At 74.8% G+C, this 22373-nt stretch carries 10 protein-coding genes and 12 pseudogenes; 13 read left to right on the top strand and 9 right to left on the bottom strand.

Going from position 1 to position 22373, the window contains the following annotated elements; all coding sequences use genetic code 11:
* A pseudogene (locus tag Sdagh_RS07070) lies at positions 1-287 on the bottom strand (hypothetical protein); the annotation flags it as partial.
* Positions 284-1267: an aldo/keto reductase gene (locus Sdagh_RS07075; protein WP_189418620.1), complete on the bottom strand. Its 984-nt coding sequence runs from the start codon at positions 1265-1267 to the stop codon at positions 284-286. The pseudogene Sdagh_RS07070 and the gene Sdagh_RS07075, both read right to left, overlap by 4 nt.
* Before the next feature lie 112 nt (positions 1268-1379).
* Between Sdagh_RS07075 and Sdagh_RS36430 the strand changes: the two genes are divergently transcribed.
* From Sdagh_RS36430 to Sdagh_RS07085, 3 genes are all read left to right on the top strand, one after another.
* Positions 1380-1859, top strand: a complete 480-nt coding sequence (locus Sdagh_RS36430; protein ID WP_264201182.1) for an LLM class flavin-dependent oxidoreductase — start codon at positions 1380-1382, stop codon at positions 1857-1859.
* Positions 1759-2436, top strand: coding sequence for an LLM class flavin-dependent oxidoreductase (locus tag Sdagh_RS07080; RefSeq protein ID WP_264201183.1), 678 nt, complete (start codon positions 1759-1761; stop codon positions 2434-2436). Before Sdagh_RS36430 ends, Sdagh_RS07080 begins: the two co-directional genes overlap by 101 nt.
* 221 nt (positions 2437-2657) lie before the next feature.
* Positions 2658-3446, top strand: a complete 789-nt coding sequence (locus tag Sdagh_RS07085; RefSeq protein ID WP_190009722.1) for a ferritin-like domain-containing protein — start codon at positions 2658-2660, stop codon at positions 3444-3446.
* A gap of 205 nt (positions 3447-3651) precedes the next feature.
* On the opposite strand, the gene corA (Sdagh_RS07090) is transcribed toward Sdagh_RS07085, so the two are convergent.
* Positions 3652-4647 carry a magnesium/cobalt transporter CorA gene (corA, locus tag Sdagh_RS07090; RefSeq protein WP_189418629.1) on the bottom strand — a complete coding sequence of 332 codons (996 nt, stop codon included), beginning with the start codon at positions 4645-4647 and terminating at the stop codon, positions 3652-3654.
* A 61-nt stretch (positions 4648-4708) separates the two neighbouring features.
* On the opposite strand from corA (Sdagh_RS07090), the pseudogene Sdagh_RS07095 reads away from it, so the two are divergent.
* Positions 4709-4961: pseudogene (locus Sdagh_RS07095) on the top strand (histidine phosphatase family protein); the annotation flags it as partial.
* A gap of 2 nt (positions 4962-4963) precedes the next feature.
* On the opposite strand, the pseudogene Sdagh_RS07100 reads toward Sdagh_RS07095, so the two are convergent.
* Positions 4964-5183: pseudogene (locus tag Sdagh_RS07100) on the bottom strand (histidine phosphatase family protein); the annotation flags it as partial.
* 363 nt (positions 5184-5546) lie between these two features.
* Between Sdagh_RS07100 and Sdagh_RS07105 the strand changes: the two are divergent.
* Positions 5547-6242: pseudogene (locus Sdagh_RS07105) on the top strand (magnesium and cobalt transport protein CorA).
* Between the two features lie 205 nt (positions 6243-6447).
* Here Sdagh_RS07105 and Sdagh_RS07110 read toward each other — a convergent pair.
* On the bottom strand, positions 6448-7236 hold the full coding sequence (locus tag Sdagh_RS07110; protein ID WP_190009722.1) for a ferritin-like domain-containing protein: 789 nt from the start codon (positions 7234-7236) through the stop codon (positions 6448-6450).
* Positions 7237-7457: 221 nt separating this feature from the next.
* Positions 7458-8513, bottom strand: coding sequence for an LLM class F420-dependent oxidoreductase (locus tag Sdagh_RS07115; RefSeq protein ID WP_190009720.1), 1056 nt, complete (start codon positions 8511-8513; stop codon positions 7458-7460).
* Between the two features lie 112 nt (positions 8514-8625).
* Here Sdagh_RS07115 and Sdagh_RS07120 point away from each other — a divergent pair, with 112 nt between their 5' ends.
* Both Sdagh_RS07120 and Sdagh_RS07125 read left to right on the top strand, forming a co-directional pair.
* Complete coding sequence (locus tag Sdagh_RS07120; RefSeq protein ID WP_189418620.1) at positions 8626-9609, top strand: aldo/keto reductase; 984 nt, start codon at positions 8626-8628, stop codon at positions 9607-9609.
* A 224-nt stretch (positions 9610-9833) separates the two neighbouring features.
* Positions 9834-12203: pseudogene (locus Sdagh_RS07125) on the top strand (helix-hairpin-helix domain-containing protein).
* An 83-nt stretch (positions 12204-12286) separates the two neighbouring features.
* Here Sdagh_RS07125 and Sdagh_RS07130 read toward each other — a convergent pair.
* Together Sdagh_RS07130 and Sdagh_RS07135 are read right to left on the bottom strand one after the other, a co-directional pair.
* Positions 12287-14451 (bottom strand): annotated as a pseudogene (locus Sdagh_RS07130) (helix-hairpin-helix domain-containing protein).
* 436 nt (positions 14452-14887) lie between these two features.
* Positions 14888-15871 (bottom strand): aldo/keto reductase, encoded by a 984-nt coding sequence (locus Sdagh_RS07135; protein ID WP_189418620.1) that lies wholly within the window; start codon positions 15869-15871, stop codon positions 14888-14890.
* A gap of 112 nt (positions 15872-15983) precedes the next feature.
* On the opposite strand from Sdagh_RS07135, the pseudogene Sdagh_RS07140 reads away from it, so the two are divergent.
* Positions 15984-17041, top strand: a pseudogene (locus Sdagh_RS07140) (LLM class F420-dependent oxidoreductase).
* Between the two features lie 221 nt (positions 17042-17262).
* A pseudogene (locus tag Sdagh_RS07145) lies at positions 17263-18054 on the top strand (ferritin-like domain-containing protein).
* Between the two features lie 205 nt (positions 18055-18259).
* On the opposite strand, the gene corA (Sdagh_RS07150) reads toward Sdagh_RS07145, so the two are convergent.
* Positions 18260-19255: a magnesium/cobalt transporter CorA gene (gene corA, locus Sdagh_RS07150; protein WP_189418629.1), complete on the bottom strand. Its 996-nt coding sequence runs from the start codon at positions 19253-19255 to the stop codon at positions 18260-18262.
* Between the two features lie 61 nt (positions 19256-19316).
* Here corA (Sdagh_RS07150) and Sdagh_RS07155 point away from each other — a divergent pair.
* From Sdagh_RS07155 to Sdagh_RS07170, 4 pseudogenes are all read left to right on the top strand, one after another.
* Positions 19317-20005: pseudogene (locus Sdagh_RS07155) on the top strand (histidine phosphatase family protein).
* A gap of 66 nt (positions 20006-20071) precedes the next feature.
* Positions 20072-20663, top strand: a pseudogene (locus Sdagh_RS07160) (DUF3090 domain-containing protein).
* Positions 20627-21467, top strand: a pseudogene (locus tag Sdagh_RS07165) (SCO1664 family protein). The pseudogenes Sdagh_RS07160 and Sdagh_RS07165 overlap by 37 nt, the downstream one beginning before the upstream one ends.
* A 95-nt stretch (positions 21468-21562) precedes the next feature.
* Positions 21563-22373 (top strand): annotated as a pseudogene (locus tag Sdagh_RS07170) (cysteine--1-D-myo-inosityl 2-amino-2-deoxy-alpha-D-glucopyranoside ligase); the annotation flags it as partial.

Consider the following 22373-nt stretch of genomic DNA (forward strand, 5'->3'; position numbering starts at 1 on the left):
GCCCCCGGCCGTGCCGCGCTTCCGCCCGTCCGCCGGCCACCCACGCCGCCCGGCGTCACGGCGCCCGCCTCCGTACCGTCCCCGGGACCCTCGGCGCCGCCCGTGGCCTCGGCTTCCGAGGTCCCGTCCGCCGGCGCCTCCGCCCCGTCCGCCGGCGCCTCCGCCCCGTCCGCCGACGTGGCGTCCCCGGTCCCCGTGCCGTCCGCGGTCTCCGCCTCCGTACCGTCCCCGGCCTCCGCGACGTCCGCGGGGTTCTCGGCGGGCTCGGGCCCGGGCTCCGTGCTCACAGCGTGCTCCAGTCGTGATCGGGATAGCGGTGCACGGGCTCCGACACGTCGTCCAGCGCCCGGCAGATCTCGTCAGGAAGACTAAGCGCCTCCACTGACAACGCGGCCGTGAGCTGCCGTGCGTTGCGCGCGCCCACGATCGGCGCGGCCACCCCGGGGCGGTCCCGGACCCAGGCGAGGGCGACCTGGAGCGGGGTCACCGCGAGCCCGTCCGCCGCCGTGGCCACCGCGTCCACGATGCGCGCGGCGTCGTCGTCGAGGTAGGGCGCGACGAAGGGGGCCATGTGCTCGGACGCCCCGCGCGAGTCGGACGGCGTCCCGGTGCGGTACTTGCCGGTGAGCACGCCGCGCCCCAGCGGCGAGGAGGGCAGCAGTCCGATGCCGAGGTCGAGGGCGGCGGGCAGCACCTCCCGCTCGACCCCGCGCTGCACCAGCGAGTACTCCAGCTGCGTGCTCGCCAGCCGGTTCCGCACGCCCGGCGCCGCCAGCTGCCAGGTCGCCGCCTTGGCGAGCTGCCAGCCGCAGAAGTTGGACACCCCCGCGTAACGGGCGCGTCCGCTGCTCACCGCGAGGTCCAGGGCGTGCAGCGTCTCCTCCAGCGGCGTGTACGGGTCGTAGGCGTGGACGTGCCACACGTCGACGTACTCGGTGCCGAGCCGGGAGAGCGAGGCGTCCAGCGCGGAGAGCAGATGGCCGCGCGAGCCGTCGGAGCGCCGGTCGGGGTCGGGCACGCTGCCGGCCTTGGTCGAGATCACCAGGTCCCGGCGCGGCACCAGGCCCTCCATGAGCCGCCCCAGCAGGTACTCGGCCTCCCCGTCGCCGTACACGTCCGCCGTGTCGACCAGCGTGCCGCCCGCTTCCCAGAAGGTCTTCAGGCACTCCGCGGCGTCGTGCTCGTCGGTGTCGCGTCCCCAGGTCAGGGTGCCCAGACCGATACGGGACACGCGCAGGCCGGTGCGGCCGAGATGCCTCTGCTCCATGGACGCCGAGATTACTGGCCACGGCTTCCCCTGTGGGGCCCTGTGGACAACCGGACCGCCCGCGCTAAGGTCGGACCACCAGGGACGTTACTGATCAGTAAGGGGATCGGCCATGCAGCTCGGGATCAACCTCGGCTACTGGGGCGGTGGGATGGACGCGGACAATCTGGCCGTCGCCCAGGAGGCCGACCGCCTCGGCTACGCCGTCTGCTGGGCCGCGGAGGCGTACGGCTCCGACGCCGCCACCGTGCTCACCTGGGTCGCCGCCCAGACCGAGCGCATCGACGTCGGCTCGGCCATCTTCCAGATCCCGGCCCGCCAGCCGGCCATGACCGCGATGACCGCCGCCACCCTCGACTCCCTCTCCGGCGGCCGGTTCCGCCTGGGCCTCGGCGTCTCCGGCCCCCAGGTCTCCGAGGGCTGGTACGGGGTGAAGTTCGACAAGCCGCTCTCCCGGACCCGCGAGTACGTGGAGATCGTCCGCAAGGCCCATGTCCCGCGAACGCCTCGCCCACGAAGGCGAGCAACTGGACGCTGCCGCTGCCCGGCGGGCCCCGGCAAGCCGACAAGCTCACGGTCCACCCCAGCGTGAGCACATCCCGCTGTACATCGCCGCGATCGGCCCGAAGAACCTGGAGCAGACCGGCGAGATCGCCGACGGCGCGCTGCTCATCTTCCCGTCCGCCGAGCACCTGGAGGAGACCGCGATCCGCCCCCTGCGCGCCGGACGCGAGAAGGCGGGCAAGTCCCTCGACGGCTTCGACGTCTGCCCGACCGTCCCGCTCGCCCTCGGCGACGACGGCGACCTCGCCGCGCTCGCCGACACCTTCCGCCCGTACACCGCGCTGTACGTCGGCGGCATGGGCAGCCGGAAGCAGAACTTCTACAACCGGCTCGCCCAGCGCATGGGGTACGAGAAGGAGGCCGCCGAGATCCAGGACAAGTACCTGGCCGGCGACAAGGAGGGTGCCGCCGCGGCGGTACCGCACGAGCTGATCGACAAGACGACCCTGCTCGGCTCGGTGGACCGCATCGCCGACCGGATGCGGGCCTACGCGGCGGCCGGCGTCACCACCCTGACCCTGGCCCCCGCCGGCTTCACGCTGGACGAGCGGATCGCCGCCCTGCGGGCCGGCACCGAGGCCCTGGAGCGGGCCGGGCTGGCGTAGGGCCGGGAAGAGGTTCCACGGCCGTGGTGGGGGCTCGGGGGTCTTCCCCGCCACGGCCGTCACGGGGAACAACGCGCCCGCGCGCACGGGGTTACGCCCGCTTCCGGGCCCTCCCCGTCCGTCGTTCGGCGCAGTCGCCCGGCACACCTGTTGCCGTCCCCCGGGGTCCGCACTTGACTCGTTCTCCGCAGCACCTTGCTGAGGCGGAGAGGTGACCGGTCATGCTGTCGGCCAAGAGTCTGTTCCAGGAGATCCTCGACCACGACGAGTCGTTCCGGCTGTTCTGCTCCATCGCGGCCGGCGGGGAGTCGCAGGGCGGCTGGGAGAACGGACGGATCGCCGCCCTCGTACCGGAGAGCGAGCGCGCCCTGGCCCCCAGGATCGCCCGGCACGGCGCGGACGAGGACAAGCACGGCCGCATCTTCCAGGCGCTGCTGAGGAAGCGCGGCCTAGAACCCGTCGCCGTACCCCCCGAGACGGACTACACCGCGCTCCTGGAGCGGCGCGGCATCGGCCTCGCCCACGACAGGCTCAGGGCCGACCGGCCGCTGACCGTGCCGGACCTCGTCACCTACCTCGCGCACAGCAGGGTCACCGAGCAGCGGGCGGCCGAGCAGATGGCCCTGCTCCGCCGGTACTTCGCCGACCACCCGGACATCGGCCGGGCGGTGCGGATGATCTCCGCCGACGAGGACAACCACCTCGCCTACTCCCACGAGGAACTGCTCCGCCTCGCCGCCGCCGGACACGGCCGGCTCATCCAGCGCACCCTGCGGGCGTGCGCGCTCGCCGAGATCGCCGTCCACCGGGACGTCAGCCTCGCCGTGATGGCGCGCATGGGCCGCCTCCTCGGCTGGCCGCGGGCCCGGTCCGCCGCGCTCGCCGCGGGCATCCGCGCGGTGTACGCCTACGAGCGGCTCGGCGGCTGGCGCCGGATGGTGACCCTGCGGATGCCCGAACGCCGCGACGCCCTCGGCGGCCCGGCCGCCCCGGCCCCCGAACCCGCCTGACGGGGCGGCCGGCCCCCCAGGGCCTGTCGTTCGGGCCACGCCGCGGACACGGGGCCTGGTGCGCGCACCTGCCGCGTTGTCGTCACTCGCCGACGCTCCGCGTCGACTCCCTCCTCCGCCTCGCATCCGCACGCACCAGGCCCCGCTCACCGGCGCGAGGAAGACGCAGCCCATTCCCCGCGACCTGATCCGGACGACAGCACACCTAGAGCCATCCCCGGTGCTTGAACATCCGGTACAGCAGCACCTCCAGGACGGCCATCAGCGCGATCACCGCCGGGTACGCCCACACCCAGCGCAGTTCCGGCATGTGCTCGAAGTTCATGCCGTAGATCCCCGCGATCATCGTGGGGACCGCGGCCATGGCCGCCCACGCGGAGATCTTCCGCATGTCGTCGTTCTGCCGGACGCTCATCTGCGCGAGGTGCGCGGAGAGGATGTCCGAGACGAGACGGTCCAGGCCCTCGACCGACTCGTTCACGCGCGTGACGTGGTCCTGCACGTCCCGGAAGAACGGGCGCGCGCGGTCGTTCACGAACGGCACGGGCGCGCCGAACGAGCCGGTGCCCGCCAGCCGGGCCAGCGGCACCGCCAGTGGCCCGGTGGCCCGGCGGAACTCCAGGACCTGCCGCTTGAAGGTGTAGATCCGCGACGCCGTGTTCCGCGAACCGCCGCTGTCGGGGGAGAACACCTCCGCCTCCAGCTCCTCCAGGTCGGTCTGGAGTTCGGTGGCCACCTCCAGGTAGTGGTCCACGGCGGCGTCGGTGATGGCGTACAGCACCGAGGTCGGGCCCTTGCCGAGCAGCTCGGGTTCGTGCTCCAGGCGCTGCCGCACCGCCTTGAGCGCGGCCCCCTCACCGTGCCGGACGACCACCACGAAGGCGTCCCCGAGGAAGATCATGACCTCGCCGGAGGAGACGGTGTCGCTCTCCGGCTCGTAGACCACCGGCTTGACGACGACGAAGAGCGAGTCGTCGTACACCTCCAGCTTGGGCCGCTGGTGCGCCTTCAGGGCGTCCTCCACGGCCAGCGGATGCAGCCCGAACTCCTGGGTGACGTGCTCGAACTCCTCCTCGGTGGGCTCGTGCAGCCCGATCCACACGAAGCCGCCCGCGGACCGCGCCTGATCCAGCGCGTCGGAGAAGTCCTCCGGGCCCTCGGTGCGGTGTCCGTCCCGGTAGATGGCACAGTCGACGATCACCGAACCCATTCTCCCCTCGCCCGGACGCCGGTGCCCGGTGCTGTACGCCTACCCTGGGCGCATGCCCACGCTGATCCTGGTCAGGCACGGACGTTCCACCGCCAACACCGAGGGGCTGCTCGCCGGCTGGACGCCCGGCGTCGCCCTCGACGAACGCGGTGCCGCCCAGGCCGCCGCCCTGCCCGCCCGGCTCGCCGCGCTGCCGATCGCCGAGGTCGTCGCCAGCCCCCTGCAACGCTGCCAGGAGACGATCCGGCCGCTCCTCGACGCCCGGCCCGAGCTGCGCGTCCACACCGACGAGCGGATCGGCCGAGCGCGCTGGGCCGGGCGTCGAGGAGCGGCCGGATCGTCTCCTGGCAGCGTTGCAGGGGGCTGGCGACGACCTCGGCGATCGGCAGCGCGGCGAGCCGGGCGGGCAGGGCGGCGGCCTGGGCGGCACCGCGTTCGTCGAGGGCGACGCCGGGCGTCCAGCCGGCGAGCAGCCCCTCGGTGTTGGCGGTGGAACGTCCGTGCCTGACCAGGATCAGCGTGGGCATGCGCCCAGGGTAGGCGTACAGCACCGGGCACCGGCGTCCGGGCGAGGGGAGAATGGGTTCGGTGATCGTCGACTGTGCCATCTACCGGGACGGACACCGCACCGAGGGCCCGGAGGACTTCTCCGACGCGCTGGATCAGGCGCGGTCCGCGGGCGGCTTCGTGTGGATCGGGCTGCACGAGCCCACCGAGGAGGAGTTCGAGCACGTCCACCCAGGAGTTCGGGCTGCATCCGCTGGCCGTGGAGGACGCCCTGAAGGCGCACCAGCGGCCCAAGCTGGAGGTGTACGACGACTCGCTCTTCGTCGTCGTCAAGCCGGTGGTCTACGAGCCGGAGAGCGAACACCGTCTCCTCCGGCGAGGTCATGATCTTCCTCGGGGACGCCTTCGTGGTGGTCGTCCGGCACGGTGAGGGGGCCGCGCTCAAGGCGGTGCGGCAGCGCCTGGAGCACGAACCCGAGCTGCTCGGCAAGGGCCCGACCTCGGTGCTGTACGCCATCACCGACGCCGCCGTGGACCACTACCTGGAGGTGGCCACCGAACTCCAGACCGACCTGGAGGAGCTGGAGGCGGAGGTGTTCTCCCCCGACAGCGGCGGTTCGCGGAACACGGCGTCGCGGATCTACACCTTCAAGCGGCAGGTCCTGGAGTTCCGCCGGGCCACCGGGCCACTGGCGGTGCGCTGGCCCGGCTGGCGGGCACCGGCTCGTTCGGCGCGCCCGTGCCGTTCGTGAACGACCGCGCGCGCCCGTTCTTCCGGGACGTGCAGGACCACGTCACGCGCGTGAACGAGTCGGTCGAGGGCCTGGACCGTCCTCGTCTCGGACATCCTCTCCGCGCACCTCGCGCAGATGAGCGTCCGGCAGAACGACGACATGCGGAAGATCTCCGCGTGGGCGGCCATGGCCGCGGTCCCCACGATGATCGCGGGGATCTACGGCATGAACTTCGAGCACATGCCGGAACTGCGCTGGGTGTGGGCGTACCCGGCGGTGATCGCGCTGATGGCCGTCCTGGAGGTGCTGCTGTACCGGATGTTCAAGCACCGGGGATGGCTCTAGGTGTGCTGTCGTCCGGATCAGGTCGCGGGGAATGGGCTGCGTCTTCCTCGCGCCGGTGAGCGGGGCCTGGTGCGTGCGGATGCGAGGCGGAGGAGGGAGTCGACGCGGAGCGTCGGCGAGTGACGACAACGCGGCAGGTGCGCGCACCAGGCCCCGTGTCCGCGGCGTGGCCCGAACGACAGGCCCTGGGGGGCCGGCCGCCCCGTCAGGCGGGTTCGGGGGCCGGGGCGGCCGGGCCGCCGAGGGCGTCGCGGCGTTCGGGCATCCGCAGGGTCACCATCCGGCGCCAGCCGCCGAGCCGCTCGTAGGCGTACACCGCGCGGATGCCCGCGGCGAGCGCGGCGGACCGGGCCCGCGGCCAGCCGAGGAGGCGGCCCATGCGCGCCATCACGGCGAGGCTGACGTCCCGGTGGACGGCGATCTCGGCGAGCGCGCACGCCCGCAGGGTGCGCTGGATGAGCCGGCCGTGTCCGGCGGCGGCGAGGCGGAGCAGTTCCTCGTGGGAGTAGGCGAGGTGGTTGTCCTCGTCGGCGGAGATCATCCGCACCGCCCGGCCGATGTCCGGGTGGTCGGCGAAGTACCGGCGGAGCAGGGCCATCTGCTCGGCCGCCCGCTGCTCGGTGACCCTGCTGTGCGCGAGGTAGGTGACGAGGTCCGGCACGGTCAGCGGCCGGTCGGCCCTGAGCCTGTCGTGGGCGAGGCCGATGCCGCGCCGCTCCAGGAGCGCGGTGTAGTCCGTCTCGGGGGGTACGGCGACGGGTTCTAGGCCGCGCTTCCTCAGCAGCGCCTGGAAGATGCGGCCGTGCTTGTCCTCGTCCGCGCCGTGCCGGGCGATCCTGGGGGCCAGGGCGCGCTCGCTCTCCGGTACGAGGGCGGCGATCCGTCCGTTCTCCCAGCCGCCCTGCGACTCCCCGCCGGCCGCGATGGAGCAGAACAGCCGGAACGACTCGTCGTGGTCGAGGATCTCCTGGAACAGACTCTTGGCCGACAGCATGACCGGTCACCTCTCCGCCTCAGCAAGGTGCTGCGGAGAACGAGTCAAGTGCGGACCCCGGGGGACGGCAACAGGTGTGCCGGGCGACTGCGCCGAACGACGGACGGGGAGGGCCCGGAAGCGGGCGTAACCCCGTGCGCGCGGGCGCGTTGTTCCCCGTGACGGCCGTGGCGGGGAAGACCCCCGAGCCCCCACCACGGCCGTGGAACCTCTTCCCGGCCCTACGCCAGCCCGGCCCGCTCCAGGGCCTCGGTGCCGGCCCGCAGGGCGGCGATCCGCTCGTCCAGCGTGAAGCCGGCGGGGGCCAGGGTCAGGGTGGTGACGCCGGCCGCCGCGTAGGCCCGCATCCGGTCGGCGATGCGGTCCACCGAGCCGAGCAGGGTCGTCTTGTCGATCAGCTCGTGCGGTACCGCCGCGGCGGCACCCTCCTTGTCGCCGGCCAGGTACTTGTCCTGGATCTCGGCGGCCTCCTTCTCGTACCCCATGCGCTGGGCGAGCCGGTTGTAGAAGTTCTGCTTCCGGCTGCCCATGCCGCCGACGTACAGCGCGGTGTACGGGCGGAAGGTGTCGGCGAGCGCGGCGAGGTCGCCGTCGTCGCCGAGGGCGAGCGGGACGGTCGGGCAGACGTCGAAGCCGTCGAGGGACTTGCCCGCCTTCTCGCGTCCGGCGCGCAGGGGGCGGATCGCGGTCTCCTCCAGGTGCTCGGCGGACGGGAAGATGAGCAGCGCGCCGTCGGCGATCTCGCCGGTCTGCTCCAGGTTCTTCGGGCCGATCGCGGCGATGTACAGCGGGATGTGCTCACGCTGGGGGTGGACCGTGAGCTTGATCGGCTTGCCGGGGCCGCCGGGCAGCGGCAGCGTCCAGTGCTCGCCTTCGTGGGCGAGGCGTTCGCGGGACATGGCCTTGCGGACGATCTCCACGTACTCGCGGGTCCGGGAGAGCGGCTTGTCGAACTTCACCCCGTACCAGCCCTCGGAGACCTGGGGGCCGGAGACGCCGAGGCCCAGGCGGAACCGGCCGCCGGAGAGGGAGTCGAGGGTGGCGGCGGTCATCGCGGTCATGGCCGGCTGGCGGGCCGGGATCTGGAAGATGGCCGAGCCGACGTCGATGCGCTCGGTCTGGGCGGCGACCCAGGTGAGCACGGTGGCGGCGTCGGAGCCGTACGCCTCCGCGGCCCAGCAGACGGCGTAGCCGAGGCGGTCGGCCTCCTGGGCGACGGCCAGATTGTCCGCGTCCATCCCACCGCCCCAGTAGCCGAGGTTGATCCCGAGCTGCATGGCCGATCCCCTTACTGATCAGTAACGTCCCTGGTGGTCCGACCTTAGCGCGGGCGGTCCGGTTGTCCACAGGGCCCCACAGGGGAAGCCGTGGCCAGTAATCTCGGCGTCCATGGAGCAGAGGCATCTCGGCCGCACCGGCCTGCGCGTGTCCCGTATCGGTCTGGGCACCCTGACCTGGGGACGCGACACCGACGAGCACGACGCCGCGGAGTGCCTGAAGACCTTCTGGGAAGCGGGCGGCACGCTGGTCGACACGGCGGACGTGTACGGCGACGGGGAGGCCGAGTACCTGCTGGGGCGGCTCATGGAGGGCCTGGTGCCGCGCCGGGACCTGGTGATCTCGACCAAGGCCGGCAGCGTGCCCGACCCCGACCGGCGCTCCGACGGCTCGCGCGGCCATCTGCTCTCCGCGCTGGACGCCTCGCTCTCCCGGCTCGGCACCGAGTACGTCGACGTGTGGCACGTCCACGCCTACGACCCGTACACGCCGCTGGAGGAGACGCTGCACGCCCTGGACCTCGCGGTGAGCAGCGGACGCGCCCGTTACGCGGGGGTGTCCAACTTCTGCGGCTGGCAGCTCGCCAAGGCGGCGACCTGGCAGCTGGCGGCGCCGGGCGTGCGGAACCGGCTGGCGAGCACGCAGCTGGAGTACTCGCTGGTGCAGCGCGGGGTCGAGCGGGAGGTGCTGCCCGCCGCCCTCGACCTCGGCATCGGACTGCTGCCCTCCTCGCCGCTGGGGCGCGGCGTGCTCACCGGCAAGTACCGCACCGGGACGCCGTCCGACTCGCGCGGGGCGTCCGAGCACATGGCCCCCTTCGTCGCGCCCTACCTCGACGACGACGCCGCGCGCATCGTGGACGCGGTGGCCACGGCGGCGGACGGGCTCGCGGTGACCCCGCTCCAGGTCGCCCTCGCCTGGGTCCGGGACCGCCCCGGGGTGGCCGCGCCGATCGTGGGCGCGCGCAACGCACGGCAGCTCACGGCCGCGTTGTCAGTGGAGGCGCTTAGTCTTCCTGACGAGATCTGCCGGGCGCTGGACGACGTGTCGGAGCCCGTGCACCGCTATCCCGATCACGACTGGAGCACGCTGTGAGCACGGAGCCCGGGCCCGAGCCCGCCGAGAACCCCGCGGACGTCGCGGAGGCCGGGGACGGTACGGAGGCGGAGACCGCGGACGGCACGGGGACCGGGGACGCCACGTCGGCGGACGGGGCGGAGGCGCCGGCGGACGGGGCGGAGGCGCCGGCGGACGGGACCTCGGAAGCCGAGGCCACGGGCGGCGCCGAGGGTCCCGGGGACGGTACGGAGGCGGGCGCCGTGACGCCGGGCGGCGTGGTGGCCGGCGGAAACTCGGAAGCCGAGGCCGCGGACGGCTCAGGGGCCGGGGACGGCACGGGGGCCGGGGACGGCACGGGGGCCGGGGACGCCACGCCGGCGGACGGGGCGGAGGCGCCGGCGGACGAGACCTCGGAAGCCGAGGCCACGGGCGGCGCCGAGGGTCCCGGGGACGGTACGGAGGCGGGCGCCGTGACGCCGGGCGGCGTGGTGGCCGACGGAAACTCGGAAGCCGAGGCGGGGGCCGGGGCGGCGGAGGCGGGCGGTGCGGAGGGCGCCGGGGGCAAGCAGTTGTCCGAGGCCGAGGCCGAGCTGGCCGCGCAGCGGCTGGAGCGGGAGCGGATCGAGCGGCGCAAGGCGGAGCGGAAGGGGCCGGTCACCGCCGGGGCGAAGCTCAGCGGCACCGCGGCCGACCTGCTCGCCGCGGTCCGGGCCGTGGAGAGCGGCGCCAAGCCGGTGGCGACGGTCTTCGCCGACCCGGAGCCCGCCCCCCGCCGCCCCGCCCCCGAGCCCGGACCGGTCCGCCGGGACGTGCCGGTGCCCGGACGGGCCCCCGGTGCGGCCCCGGCACCCGCCCCGGAGAGCGTGCAGGCCGTGCGGCGGGTACTGGCCCGGGGCGGCGCCCCCGAGACGCTCGCCCCGGCCGTCGCCGCGGCGCTGGGCGAGGGCGCCGACGAGGTGCTGGGGGCCGACCCCTGGCAGTTGCTGCGGGTGCCCGGGGTGCGGCCGGAGCAGGCCGACGGCTTCGCGCGGGCGCTGCTCGGCGCCGACTGCCGCCCGGACGACGAGCGCCGGGGGCGGGCCGTCACCGGCTGGCTCCTGGAGCAGGCGGCGCTGGCCGGGCACACCGCCCTGGAGCTGCCGAGGCTCACGGCGACGCTCGCCCAGCGCGGCGTGCCGGACCCGGACGCCGCCGTGCGGAGCACCCTCGCCGAGGGCGAGGCCCTGGCCTTCCAGGACGCCCTGGAGGAGCCCGGCGCGCCCGCGCCCCGGGCGGCCCGGGGCGCGGAGGACGGCGAGGACGAGGCCGAGGAGGAGCGGCCCGTCCGGGTGCTGATCGGCCTGGAGCGGTACGCGCTCGCCGAGGAGAGCCTGGCCGACGGCCTGGCCCGGCTGGCCGGGTCGGTGCCGAAGCAGGACGGTTCCCCGGAGGACTGGGAGCGGGCCGCGGCCTCGGCGCGGGGGTCGGCCGCCGAGCTGGTCCGCGCCGTCGCGGAACACGGCCTGGTGCTGCACACCGGCGGGGAGGCGGCCCTGGCGGAGCCCGCCGCCCTGCTGCGCGCCGCGCGCGGGCTGGGCCTGCGCGCCTGGGCCTGCGCGCCCGGACCGCTCGGCCGGCTCCGCTTCGCCGCCCTGTGCGCACCCGGTGAGGATGCCCCCGGAGCGGCGGCCCCGCCGGTCGCCACCGTCGCGGGGTTGCTCGCCGGGGCCGAGGGGCCCGGCCGGGACCCGGAGGGCGCGCTCGACCTGGACCTGCTCGTCGTGGTGGACGCGCCGCAGCTGGACGTGGAGGCGGCGGCCCTGCTGACCGAGTCCCTGCCGGACGGGGCGCGGCTGGTGCTGTCCGGCGACCCGGCGGTGCTGTGGTCGGCAGGACCCGGACGGGTCTTCGCCGATCTGCTGGCGGCCCGGATCTGCCCGCAGATCGCCTCCCGGCGACCGGACCCCGGCCCGCTGGGCGAGCTGGTCTCCGGCATCGGCGCCGGCGAGCTGACCCAGGTCGAGGCGCCGGGCAAGGAGATCGTGATCGTGCCGGTGCGGGAGCCGGGCGAGGCCGTGCACCGCACCGTGCAGCTGGTCTCGGACTCGGTGCCCCGGGCGTTCGGCGTGCCCGCCGAGGAGACCCGGGTGATCACGCCGGGGCACGGTGGCCCGGCCGGCACCCGGGCGCTCAACGCGGCGCTCAAGGAGCGGCTCAACCCGGGGCCGGGCCGCTTCGGCGGCTTCGACCCGGGCGACCTGGTCGTCCACTCCCCGTGCCGGGCCGTACGCTGCCGGGCCGGGTGACGGGGGCCGACGCGGAGGGGCTGCGCCTGTCCTGCGCGGACGGGACCGCGGTCGTCGTCCCGAGGGACCAGGTGGAGAGCCGGGTCCGGCACGGCTGGGCGCTGACCGCGCACCAGGCGGCCGGCGGCCGGTGGCCCGCGGTGGTCGTGGTCCTGCCCGGTGACGCGGCGCAGACGCTCAGCCGGCCCTGGGTGTACACGGCGTTCGGCCGGGCGGAGCGCCATCTGTCCGTCGTCCACGGCGTGGACCCAGGCGCTGCCCCGGGCCGTGGCCGAGGTCCCGGGCAAGCCGCGGACGACACGTCTGCCGGTCCTGCTCGCCCCGCAGGCCCCGGCGGAGGACTGAAGGGGGGAGCCGCTACGACGACGGCGGTGGCCCCGGGAAACCTCCTCGGGCTGCCACCGCCGTCGTCGTAGCGGCTCCCCCCTTCAGTCCTCCGCCGGGGCCTGCGGGGCGAGCAGGACCGGCAGACGTGTCGTCCGCGGCTTGGCCCGGGACCTCGGCCACGGCCCGGGGCAGCGCCTGGTCACGCCGTGGACGACGGACAGATGGCGCTCCGCCCGGCCGAACGCCGTGTACACCCAGGGCCGGCTGAGCGTCTGCGCCGCGTCACCGGGCAGGACCACGACCACCGCGGGCCACCGGCCGCCGGCCGCCTGGTGCGCGGTCAGCGCCCAGCCGTGCCGGACCGGCTCTCCACCTGGTCCCTCGGGACGACGACCGCGGTCCGTCCGCGCAGGAAGGCGCAGCCCCTCCGCGGTCGGCCCCCGTCACCCGCCCGGCAGCTACGGCCCGGCACGGGGGAGGTGACGACCAGGTCGCCGGGTCGAAGCCCGCCGAAGCGGCCCGGCCCCGGGTTTGAGCCGCTCCTTGAGCGCCGCGTTGAGCTCCGGGTGCCGGCCGGGGCCACCGTGCCCCCTGGCGTGATCACCCGGGTCTCCTCGGCGGGCACGCCGAACGCCCGGGGCACCGAGTCCGAGACCAGCTGCACGGTGCGGTGCACGGCCTCGCCCGGCTCCCGCACCGGCACGATTCACGATCTCCTTGCCCGGCGCCTCGACCTGGGTCAGCTCGCCGGCGCCGATGCCGGAGACCAGCTCGCCCAGCGGGCCGGGTCCGGTCGCCGGGAGGCGATTCTGCGGGCAGACTCCGGGCCGCCAGCAGATCGGCGAAGACCGTCCGGGTCCTGCCGACCACAGCACCGCCGGGTCGCCGGACAGCACCAGCCGCGCCCCGTCCGGCAGGGACTCGGTCAGCAGGGCCGCCGCCTCCACGTCCAGCTGCGGCGCGTCCACCACGACGAGCAGGTCCAGGTCGAGCGCGCCCTCCGGGTCCCGGCCGGGCCCCTCGGCCCCGGCGAGCAACCCCGCGACGGTGGCGACCGGCGGGGGCCGCCGCTCCGGGGGCATCCTCACCGGTGTGGCGCACAGGGCGGCGAAGCGGAGCCGGCCGAGCGGTCCGGGCGCGCAGGCCCAGGCGCGCAGGCCCAGCCCGCGCGCGGCGCGCAGCAGGGCGGCGGGCTCCGCCAGGGCCGCCTCCCCGCCGGTGTGCAGCACCAGGCCGTGTTCCGCGACGGCGCGGACCAGCTCGGCGGCCGACCCCCGCGCCGAGGCCGCGGCCCGCTCCCAGTCCTCCGGGGAACCGTCCTGCTTCGGCACCGACCCGGCCAGCCGGGCCAGGCCGTCGGCCAGGCTCTCCTCGGCGAGCGCGTACCGCTCCAGGCCGATCAGCACCCGGACGGGCCGCTCCTCCTCGGCCTCGTCCTCGCCGTCCTCCGCGCCCCGGGCCGCCCGGGGCGCGGGCGCGCCGGGCTCCTCCAGGGCGTCCTGAAGGCCAGGGCCTCGCCCTCGGCGAGGGTGCTCCGCACGGCGGCGTCCGGGTCCGGCACGCCGCGCTGGGCGAGCGTCGCCGTGAGCCTCGGCAGCTCCAGGGGCGGTGTGCCCGGCCAGCGCCGCCTGCTCCAGGAGCCAGCCGGTGACGGCCCGCCCCCGGCGCTCCGTCGTCCGGGCGGCAGTCGGCGCCGAGCAGCGCCCGCGCGAAGCCGTCGGCCTGCTCCGGCCGCACCCCGGGCACCCGCAGCAACTGCCAGGGGTCGGCCCCCAGCACCTCGTCGGCGCCCTCGCCCAGCGCCGCGGCGACGGCCGGGGCGAGCGTCTCGGGGGCGCCGCCCCGGGCCAGTACCCGCCGCACGGCCTGCACGCTCTCCGGGGCGGGTGCCGGGGCCGCACCGGGGGCCCGTCCGGGCACCGGCACGTCCCGGCGGACCGGTCCGGGCTCGGGGGCGGGGCGGCGGGGGGCGGGCTCCGGGTCGGCGAAGACCGTCGCCACCGGCTTGGCGCCGCTCTCCACGGCCCGGACCGCGGCGAGCAGGTCGGCCCGCGGTGCCGCTGAGCTTCGCCCCGGCGGTGACCGGCCCCTTCCGCTCCGCCTTGCGCCGCTCGATCCGCTCCCGCTCCAGCCGCTGCGCGGCCAGCTCGGCCTCGGCCTCGGGACAACTGCTTGCCCCCTGCGCCCTCCGCACCGCCCGCCTCCGCCGCCCGGCCCCCGCCTCGGCTTCCGAGTTTCCGTCGGCCACCACGCCGCCCGGCGTCACGGCGCCCGCCTCCGTACCGTCCCCCGGGACCCTCGGCCGACGCCCGTGGCCTCGGCTTCCGAGGTCTCGTCCGCCGGCGGCCTCCGCCCCGTCCGCCGGCGTGGCGTCCCCGGCCCCCGTGCCGTCCCCGGCCCCCGTGCCGTCCCCGGCCCCTGAGCCGTCCGCGGCCTCGGCTTCCGAGTTTCCGCCGGCCACCACGCCGCCCGGCGTCACGGCGCCCGCCTCCGTACCGTCCCCGGGACCCTCGGCGCCGCCCGTGGCCTCGGCTTCCGAGGTCCCGTCCGCCGGCGCCTCCGCCCCGTCCGCCGGCGCCTCCGCCCCGTCCGCCGACGTGGCGTCCCCGGTCCCCGTGCCGTCCGCGGTCTCCGCCTCCGTACCGTCCCCGGCCTCCGCGACGTCCGCGGGGTTCTCGGCGGGCTCGGCCCGGGCTCCGTGCTCACAGCGTGCTCCAGTCGTGATCGGGATAGCGGTGCACGGGCTCCGACACGTCGTCCAGCGCCCGGCAGATCTCGTCAGGAAGACTAAGCGCCTCCACTGACAACGCGGCCGTGAGCTGCCGTGCGTTGCGCGCGCCCACGATCGGCGCGGCCACCCCGGGGCGGTCCCGGACCCAGGCGAGGGCGACCTGGAGCGGGGTCACCGCGAGCCCGTCCGCCGCCGTGGCCACCGCGTCCACGATGCGCGCGGCGTCGTCGTCGAGGTAGGGCGCGACGAAGGGGGCCATGTGCTCGGACGCCCCGCGCGAGTCGGACGGCGTCCCGGTGCGGTACTTGCCGGTGAGCACGCCGCGCCCCAGCGGCGAGGAGGGCAGCAGTCCGATGCCGAGGTCGAGGGCGGCGGGCAGCACCTCCCGCTCGACCCCGCGCTGCACCAGCGAGTACTCCAGCTGCGTGCTCGCCAGCCGGTTCCGCACGCCCGGCGCCGCCAGCTGCCAGGTCGCCGCCTTGGCGAGCTGCCAGCCGCAGAAGTTGGACACCCCCGCGTAACGGGCGCGTCCGCTGCTCACCGCGAGGTCCAGGGCGTGCAGCGTCTCCTCCAGCGGCGTGTACGGGTCGTAGGCGTGGACGTGCCACACGTCGACGTACTCGGTGCCGAGCCGGGAGAGCGAGGCGTCCAGCGCGGAGAGCAGATGGCCGCGCGAGCCGTCGGAGCGCCGGTCGGGGTCGGGCACGCTGCCGGCCTTGGTCGAGATCACCAGGTCCCGGCGCGGCACCAGGCCCTCCATGAGCCGCCCCAGCAGGTACTCGGCCTCCCCGTCGCCGTACACGTCCGCCGTGTCGACCAGCGTGCCGCCCGCTTCCCAGAAGGTCTTCAGGCACTCCGCGGCGTCGTGCTCGTCGGTGTCGCGTCCCCAGGTCAGGGTGCCCAGACCGATACGGGACACGCGCAGGCCGGTGCGGCCGAGATGCCTCTGCTCCATGGACGCCGAGATTACTGGCCACGGCTTCCCCTGTGGGGCCCTGTGGACAACCGGACCGCCCGCGCTAAGGTCGGACCACCAGGGACGTTACTGATCAGTAAGGGGATCGGCCATGCAGCTCGGGATCAACCTCGGCTACTGGGGCGGTGGGATGGACGCGGACAATCTGGCCGTCGCCCAGGAGGCCGACCGCCTCGGCTACGCCGTCTTGCTGGGCCGCGGAGGCGTACGGCTCCGACGCCGCCACCGTGCTCACCTGGGTCGCCGCCCAGACCGAGCGCATCGACGTCGGCTCGGCCATCTTCCAGATCCCGGCCCGCCAGCCGGCCATGACCGCGATGACCGCCGCCACCCTCGACTCCCTCTCCGGCGGCCGGTTCCGCCTGGGCCTCGGCGTCTCCGGCCCCCAGGTCTCCGAGGGCTGGTACGGGGTGAAGTTCGACAAGCCGCTCTCCCGGACCCGCGAGTACGTGGAGATCGTCCGCAAGGCCATGTCCCGCGAACGCCTCGCCCACGAAGGCGAGCACTGGACGCTGCCGCTGCCCGGCGGCCCCGGCAAGCCGATCAAGCTCACGGTCCACCCCCAGCGTGAGCACATCCCGCTGTACATCGCCGCGATCGGCCCGAAGAACCTGGAGCAGACCGGCGAGATCGCCGACGGCGCGCTGCTCATCTTCCCGTCCGCCGAGCACCTGGAGGAGACCGCGATCCGCCCCCTGCGCGCCGGACGCGAGAAGGCGGGCAAGTCCCTCGACGGCTTCGACGTCTGCCCGACCGTCCCGCTCGCCCTCGGCGACGACGGCGACCTCGCCGCGCTCGCCGACACCTTCCGCCCGTACACCGCGCTGTACGTCGGCGGCATGGGCAGCCGGAAGCAGAACTTCTACAACCGGCTCGCCCAGCGCATGGGGTACGAGAAGGAGGCCGCCGAGATCCAGGACAAGTACCTGGCCGGCGACAAGGAGGGTGCCGCCCGCGGCGGTACCGCACGAGCTGATCGACAAGACGACCCTGCTCGGCTCGGTGGACCGCATCGCCGACCGGATGCGGGCCTACGCGGCGGCCGGCGTCACCACCCTGACCCTGGCCCCCGCCGGCTTCACGCTGGACGAGCGGATCGCCGCCCTGCGGGCCGGCACCGAGGCCCTGGAGCGGGCCGGGCTGGCGTAGGGCCGGGAAGAGGTTCCACGGCCGTGGTGGGGGCTCGGGGGTCTTCCCCGCCACGGCCGTCACGGGGAACAACGCGCCCGCGCGCACGGGGTTACGCCCGCTTCCGGGCCCTCCCCGTCCGTCGTTCGGCGCAGTCGCCCGGCACACCTGTTGCCGTCCCCCGGGGTCCGCACTTGACTCGTTCTCCGCAGCACCTTGCTGAGGCGGAGAGGTGACCGGTCATGCTGTCGGCCAAGAGTCTGTTCCAGGAGATCCTCGACCACGACGAGTCGTTCCGGCTGTTCTGCTCCATCGCGGGCCGGCGGGGAGTCGCAGGGCGGCTGGGAGAACGGACGGATCGCCGCCCTCGTACCGGAGAGCGAGCGCGCCCTGGCCCCCAGGATCGCCCGGCACGGCGCGGACGAGGACAAGCACGGCCGCATCTTCCAGGCGCTGCTGAGGAAGCGCGGCCTAGAACCCGTCGCCGTACCCCCCGAGACGGACTACACCGCGCTCCTGGAGCGGCGCGGCATCGGCCTCGCCCACGACAGGCTCAGGGCCGACCGGCCGCTGGACCGTGCCGGACCTCGTCACCTACCTCGCGCACAGCAGGGTCCCGAGCAGCGGGCGGCCGAGCAGATGGCCCTGCTCCGCCGGTACTTCGCCGACCACCCGGACATCGGCCGGGCGGTGCGGATGATCTCCGCCGACGAGGACAACCACCCTCGCCTACTCCCACGAGGAACTGCTCCGCCTCGCCGCCGCCGGACACGGCCGGCTCATCCAGCGCACCCTGCGGGCGTGCGCGCTCGCCGAGATCGCCGTCCACCGGGACGTCAGCCTCGCCGTGATGGCGCGCATGGGCCGCCTCCTCGGCTGGCCGCGGGCCCGGTCCGCCGCGCTCGCCGCGGGCATCCGCGCGGTGTACGCCTACGAGGCGGCTCGGCGGCTGGCGCCGGATGGTGACCCTGCGGATGCCCGAACGCCGCGACGCCCTCGGCGGCCCGGCCGCCCCGGCCCCCGAACCCGCCTGACGGGGCGGCCGGCCCCCCAGGGCCTGTCGTTCGGGCCACGCCGCGGACACGGGGCCTGGTGCGCGCACCTGCCGCGTTGTCGTCACTCGCCGACGCTCCGCGTCGACTCCCTCCTCCGCCTCGCATCCGCACGCACCAGGCCCCGCTCACCGGCGCGAGGAAGACGCAGCCCATTCCCCGCGACCTGATCCGGACGACAGCACACCTAGAGCCATCCCCGGTGCTTGAACATCCGGTACAGCAGCACCTCCAGGACGGCCATCAGCGCGATCACCGCCGGGTACGCCCACACCCAGCGCAGTTCCGGCATGTGCTCGAAGTTCATGCCGTAGATCCCCGCGATCATCGTGGGGACCGCGGCCATGGCCGCCCACGCGGAGATCTTCCGCATGTCGTCGTTCTGCCGGACGCTCATCTGCGCGAGGTGCGCGGAGAGGATGTCCGAGACGAGACGGTCCAGGCCCTCGACCGACTCGTTCACGCGCGTGACGTGGTCCTGCACGTCCCGGAAGAACGGGCGCGCGCGGTCGTTCACGAACGGCACGGGCGCGCCGAACGAGCCGGTGCCCGCCAGCCGGGCCAGCGGCACCGCCAGTGGCCCGGTGGCCCGGCGGAACTCCAGGACCTGCCGCTTGAAGGTGTAGATCCGCGACGCCGTGTTCCGCGAACCGCCGCTGTCGGGGGAGAACACCTCCGCCTCCAGCTCCTCCAGGTCGGTCTGGAGTTCGGTGGCCACCTCCAGGTAGTGGTCCACGGCGGCGTCGGTGATGGCGTACAGCACCGAGGTCGGGCCCTTGCCGAGCAGCTCGGGTTCGTGCTCCAGGCGCTGCCGCACCGCCTTGAGCGCGGCCCCCTCACCGTGCCGGACGACCACCACGAAGGCGTCCCCGAGGAAGATCATGACCTCGCCGGAGGAGACGGTGTCGCTCTCCGGCTCGTAGACCACCGGCTTGACGACGACGAAGAGCGAGTCGTCGTACACCTCCAGCTTGGGCCGCTGGTGCGCCTTCAGGGCGTCCTCCACGGCCAGCGGATGCAGCCCGAACTCCTGGGTGACGTGCTCGAACTCCTCCTCGGTGGGCTCGTGCAGCCCGATCCACACGAAGCCGCCCGCGGACCGCGCCTGATCCAGCGCGTCGGAGAAGTCCTCCGGGCCCTCGGTGCGGTGTCCGTCCCGGTAGATGGCACAGTCGACGATCACCGAACCCATTCTCCCCTCGCCCGGACGCCGGTGCCCGGTGCTGTACGCCTACCCTGGGCGCATGCCCACGCTGATCCTGGTCAGGCACGGACGTTCCACCGCCAAACACCGAGGGGCTGCTCGCCGGCTGGACGCCCGGCGTCGCCCTCGACGAACGCGGTGCCGCCCAGGCCGCCGCCCTGCCCGCCCGGCTCGCCGCGCTGCCGATCGCCGAGGTCGTCGCCAGCCCCCTGCAACGCTGCCAGGAGACGATCCGGCCGCTCCTCGACGCCCGGCCCGAGCTGCGCGTCCACACCGACGAGCGGATCGGCGAGTGCCACTACGGCGACTGGTCCGGCCGCAAGCTCGCCGAGCTGAAGGACGAGCCGCTGATGGAGGTCGTCCAGGCGCACCCGTCCGCCGCGGCCTTCCCCGGGCGGCGAGTCGATGCGCGCCATGCAGACCCGCGCGGCGGAGGCGGTACGCGAGTGGAACGCGCGCGTGGAGCGCGACCACGGCCCGGACGCCGTGTACCTGATGTGCTCCCACGGCGACATCATCAAGTCCCTCGTCGCGGACGCGCTCGGCCTCCACCTGGACCTCTTCCAGCGCATCCACGTCGACCCCCTGCTCCGTCACCGCGATCCGCTACACCCGGCTGCGGCCCTTCCTGGTCCGCCTCGGCGACACCGGCGACCTCTCCTCGCTGGCGCCCCGAAGGAGCCGCGCGGCGACGACGCGACCGTCGGGGGCGGCGCGGGCGCACCGTGATCGTCGGCCCAGTAGGGTGAAGCCGTCCCAGCAGTAGCCACCCCCGACTCTCAATGGAGACAGGACGTGTCCCGTCAGGTGTTCCTCTACGACCAGCCGGACCGCTTCGTGGCCGGCACGGTCGGACTGCCCGGACGCCGTACGTTCTTCCTCCAGGCCACCGCCGGCCCCCCGGGTGACCAGCGTGGCCCTGGAGAAGACGCAGGTCGCCGCGCTCGCCGAACGGATGGACGAGCTGCTCGACGAGGTCGTGCGCCGCAGCGGCGGCAGCGCCGCCGTCCCCGCCGTGGCGCCCGCCGAGCCCGCCGACACCGCCCCGCTGGACGCCCCCGTGGAGGAGGAGTTCCGGGTCGGCACCATGGCCCTGGCCTGGGACGGCGACGAACAGCGCATGATCGTCGAGGCACAGGCCCTGGTGGAGCTGGACGCCGAGTCCGAGGAGGACCTGGCCGAAGCGGAGGAGAAGCTTCTCCAGGACGAGGAGAACGGCCCCCCGATGCTGCGGGTCCGGCTCACCGGCGCGCAGGCCCGGGCCTTCGCCAAGCGCGCCCTCGACGTCGTCAACGCCGGGCGGCCGCCGTGCCCGCTGTGCAGCCTCCCCCTCGACCCGGAAGGACACGTATGTCCGCGCCAGAACGGATACCGCCGCGGAGCGTGACGCCTCCCGAGCCGCCCGCCGGGTCCCTCGCGGAGCTGCTGACCGAGGGTGAGCTGACCGTCCGGGGCCGCATCCGCGACGCCTCCAACGCGGCGCTGTACTGCACGGTCGCCCGCGACGGCCGCGAGGCCGCCTGCGTCTACAAGCCGGTGGCCGGCGAGCGGCCCCTGTGGGACTTCCCGGACGGCACCCTCGCCCAGCGCGAGGTCGCCGCGTACAAGGTCTCCGAGGCGACCGGCTGGGGCCTGGTGCCCGTGACCGTGCTGCGCGACGGGCCGTACGGCGAGGGCATGGTCCAGCAGTGGATCGAGGCGGCCCCGGACGCGGAACTGCTCGCCCTGGTCGACGCGGAGGAGCCCGAGCCAGGCTGGAAGGCGATCGGCCTCGCCGAGGTCGGCGACGGCCGGACCGCGCTGCTGGTGCACGCCGACGACCCGCGGCTGCGCCGCCTCGCCGTGCTGGACGCGGTGATCAAACAACGCCGACCGCAAGGGCGGCCACCTGCTGCCGGCCGGCGACCGGCTGTACGGCATCGACCACGGCGTGACCTTCCACGCCGAGGACAAGCTGCGCACCCTGCTGTGGGGCTGGGCGGGGGAGCCGCTCACCGAGGAGGCGCTGGCCGTCCTCGGCGGGCTGCGGGAGGCGCTGGCGGACGGCGGGAGCCTGGCCACCCGGCTGGGCGAACTGATCACGCCCGCCGAGACGGCGGCCACCCGCGCCCGCGTCGAGGCGCTGCTCGCCACCGGCACCCATCCGGAACCGGGCGGCGAGTGGCCCGCGATCCCCTGGCCCCCGGTGTGACAGCACACCCTGCGGGAATCGGCAAGAACGCCTTCCCGGTCATCCTGCCGCCGTCCGGTTCGTGTACGGAACATCCGTCCGGTTAGGCTCGTGTCATGCATGCCTGGCCCGCTTCCGAGGTCCCCGCCCTGCCTGGTCAGGGCCGCGACCTGAGGATCCACGACACCGCGACCGGCGGCCTGGTCACCCTCGACCCCGGTCCCGTCGCCCGTATCTACGTCTGCGGCATCACGCCGTACGACGCGACCCACATGGGGCACGCGGCCACCTACAACGCGTTCGACCTCGTGCAGCGCGTGTGGCTCGACACCAAGCGGCAGGTTCACTACGTCCAGAACGTCACGGACGTCGACGACCCCCTCCTGGAGCGGCCCGTGCGCGACGGCGTCGACTGGAGCGCCCTCGCCGAGCAGGAGACCGCCCTGTTCCGCGAGGACATGACCGCCCTGCGGATGCTCCCGCCGATAGCACTACATAGGCGCCGTCGAGGCCATACCGGGCATCGTCCCGCTCGTCGAGCGGCTCCGTGACGCAGGCGCCGCCTACGAGCTGGACGGTGACGTCTACTTCTCCGTCGAGTCCGACCCGCACTTCGGCCAGGTCTCGAACCTGGACGCGGAGGCGATGCGGCTGCTCTCCGCCGAGCGCGGCGGCGACCCGGACCGGCCGGGCAAGAAGAACCCCCTCGACCCGATGCTGTGGATGGCCGCCCGCGAGGGCGAGCCGAGCTGGGACGGCGGCTCGCTGGGCCGCGGCCGGCCCGGCTGGCACATCGAGTGCGTCGCCATCGCCCTGGACCACCTCGGCATGGGCTTCGACGTCCAGGGCGGCGGCTCCGACCTGGCCTTCCCGCACCACGAGATGGGCGCCTCGCACGCCCAGGTGCTCACCGGCGCCTTCCCGATG

Source organism: Streptomyces daghestanicus (assembly GCF_020521275.1).
GTDB classification, from domain to species: domain Bacteria; phylum Actinomycetota; class Actinomycetes; order Streptomycetales; family Streptomycetaceae; genus Streptomyces; species Streptomyces griseoviridis.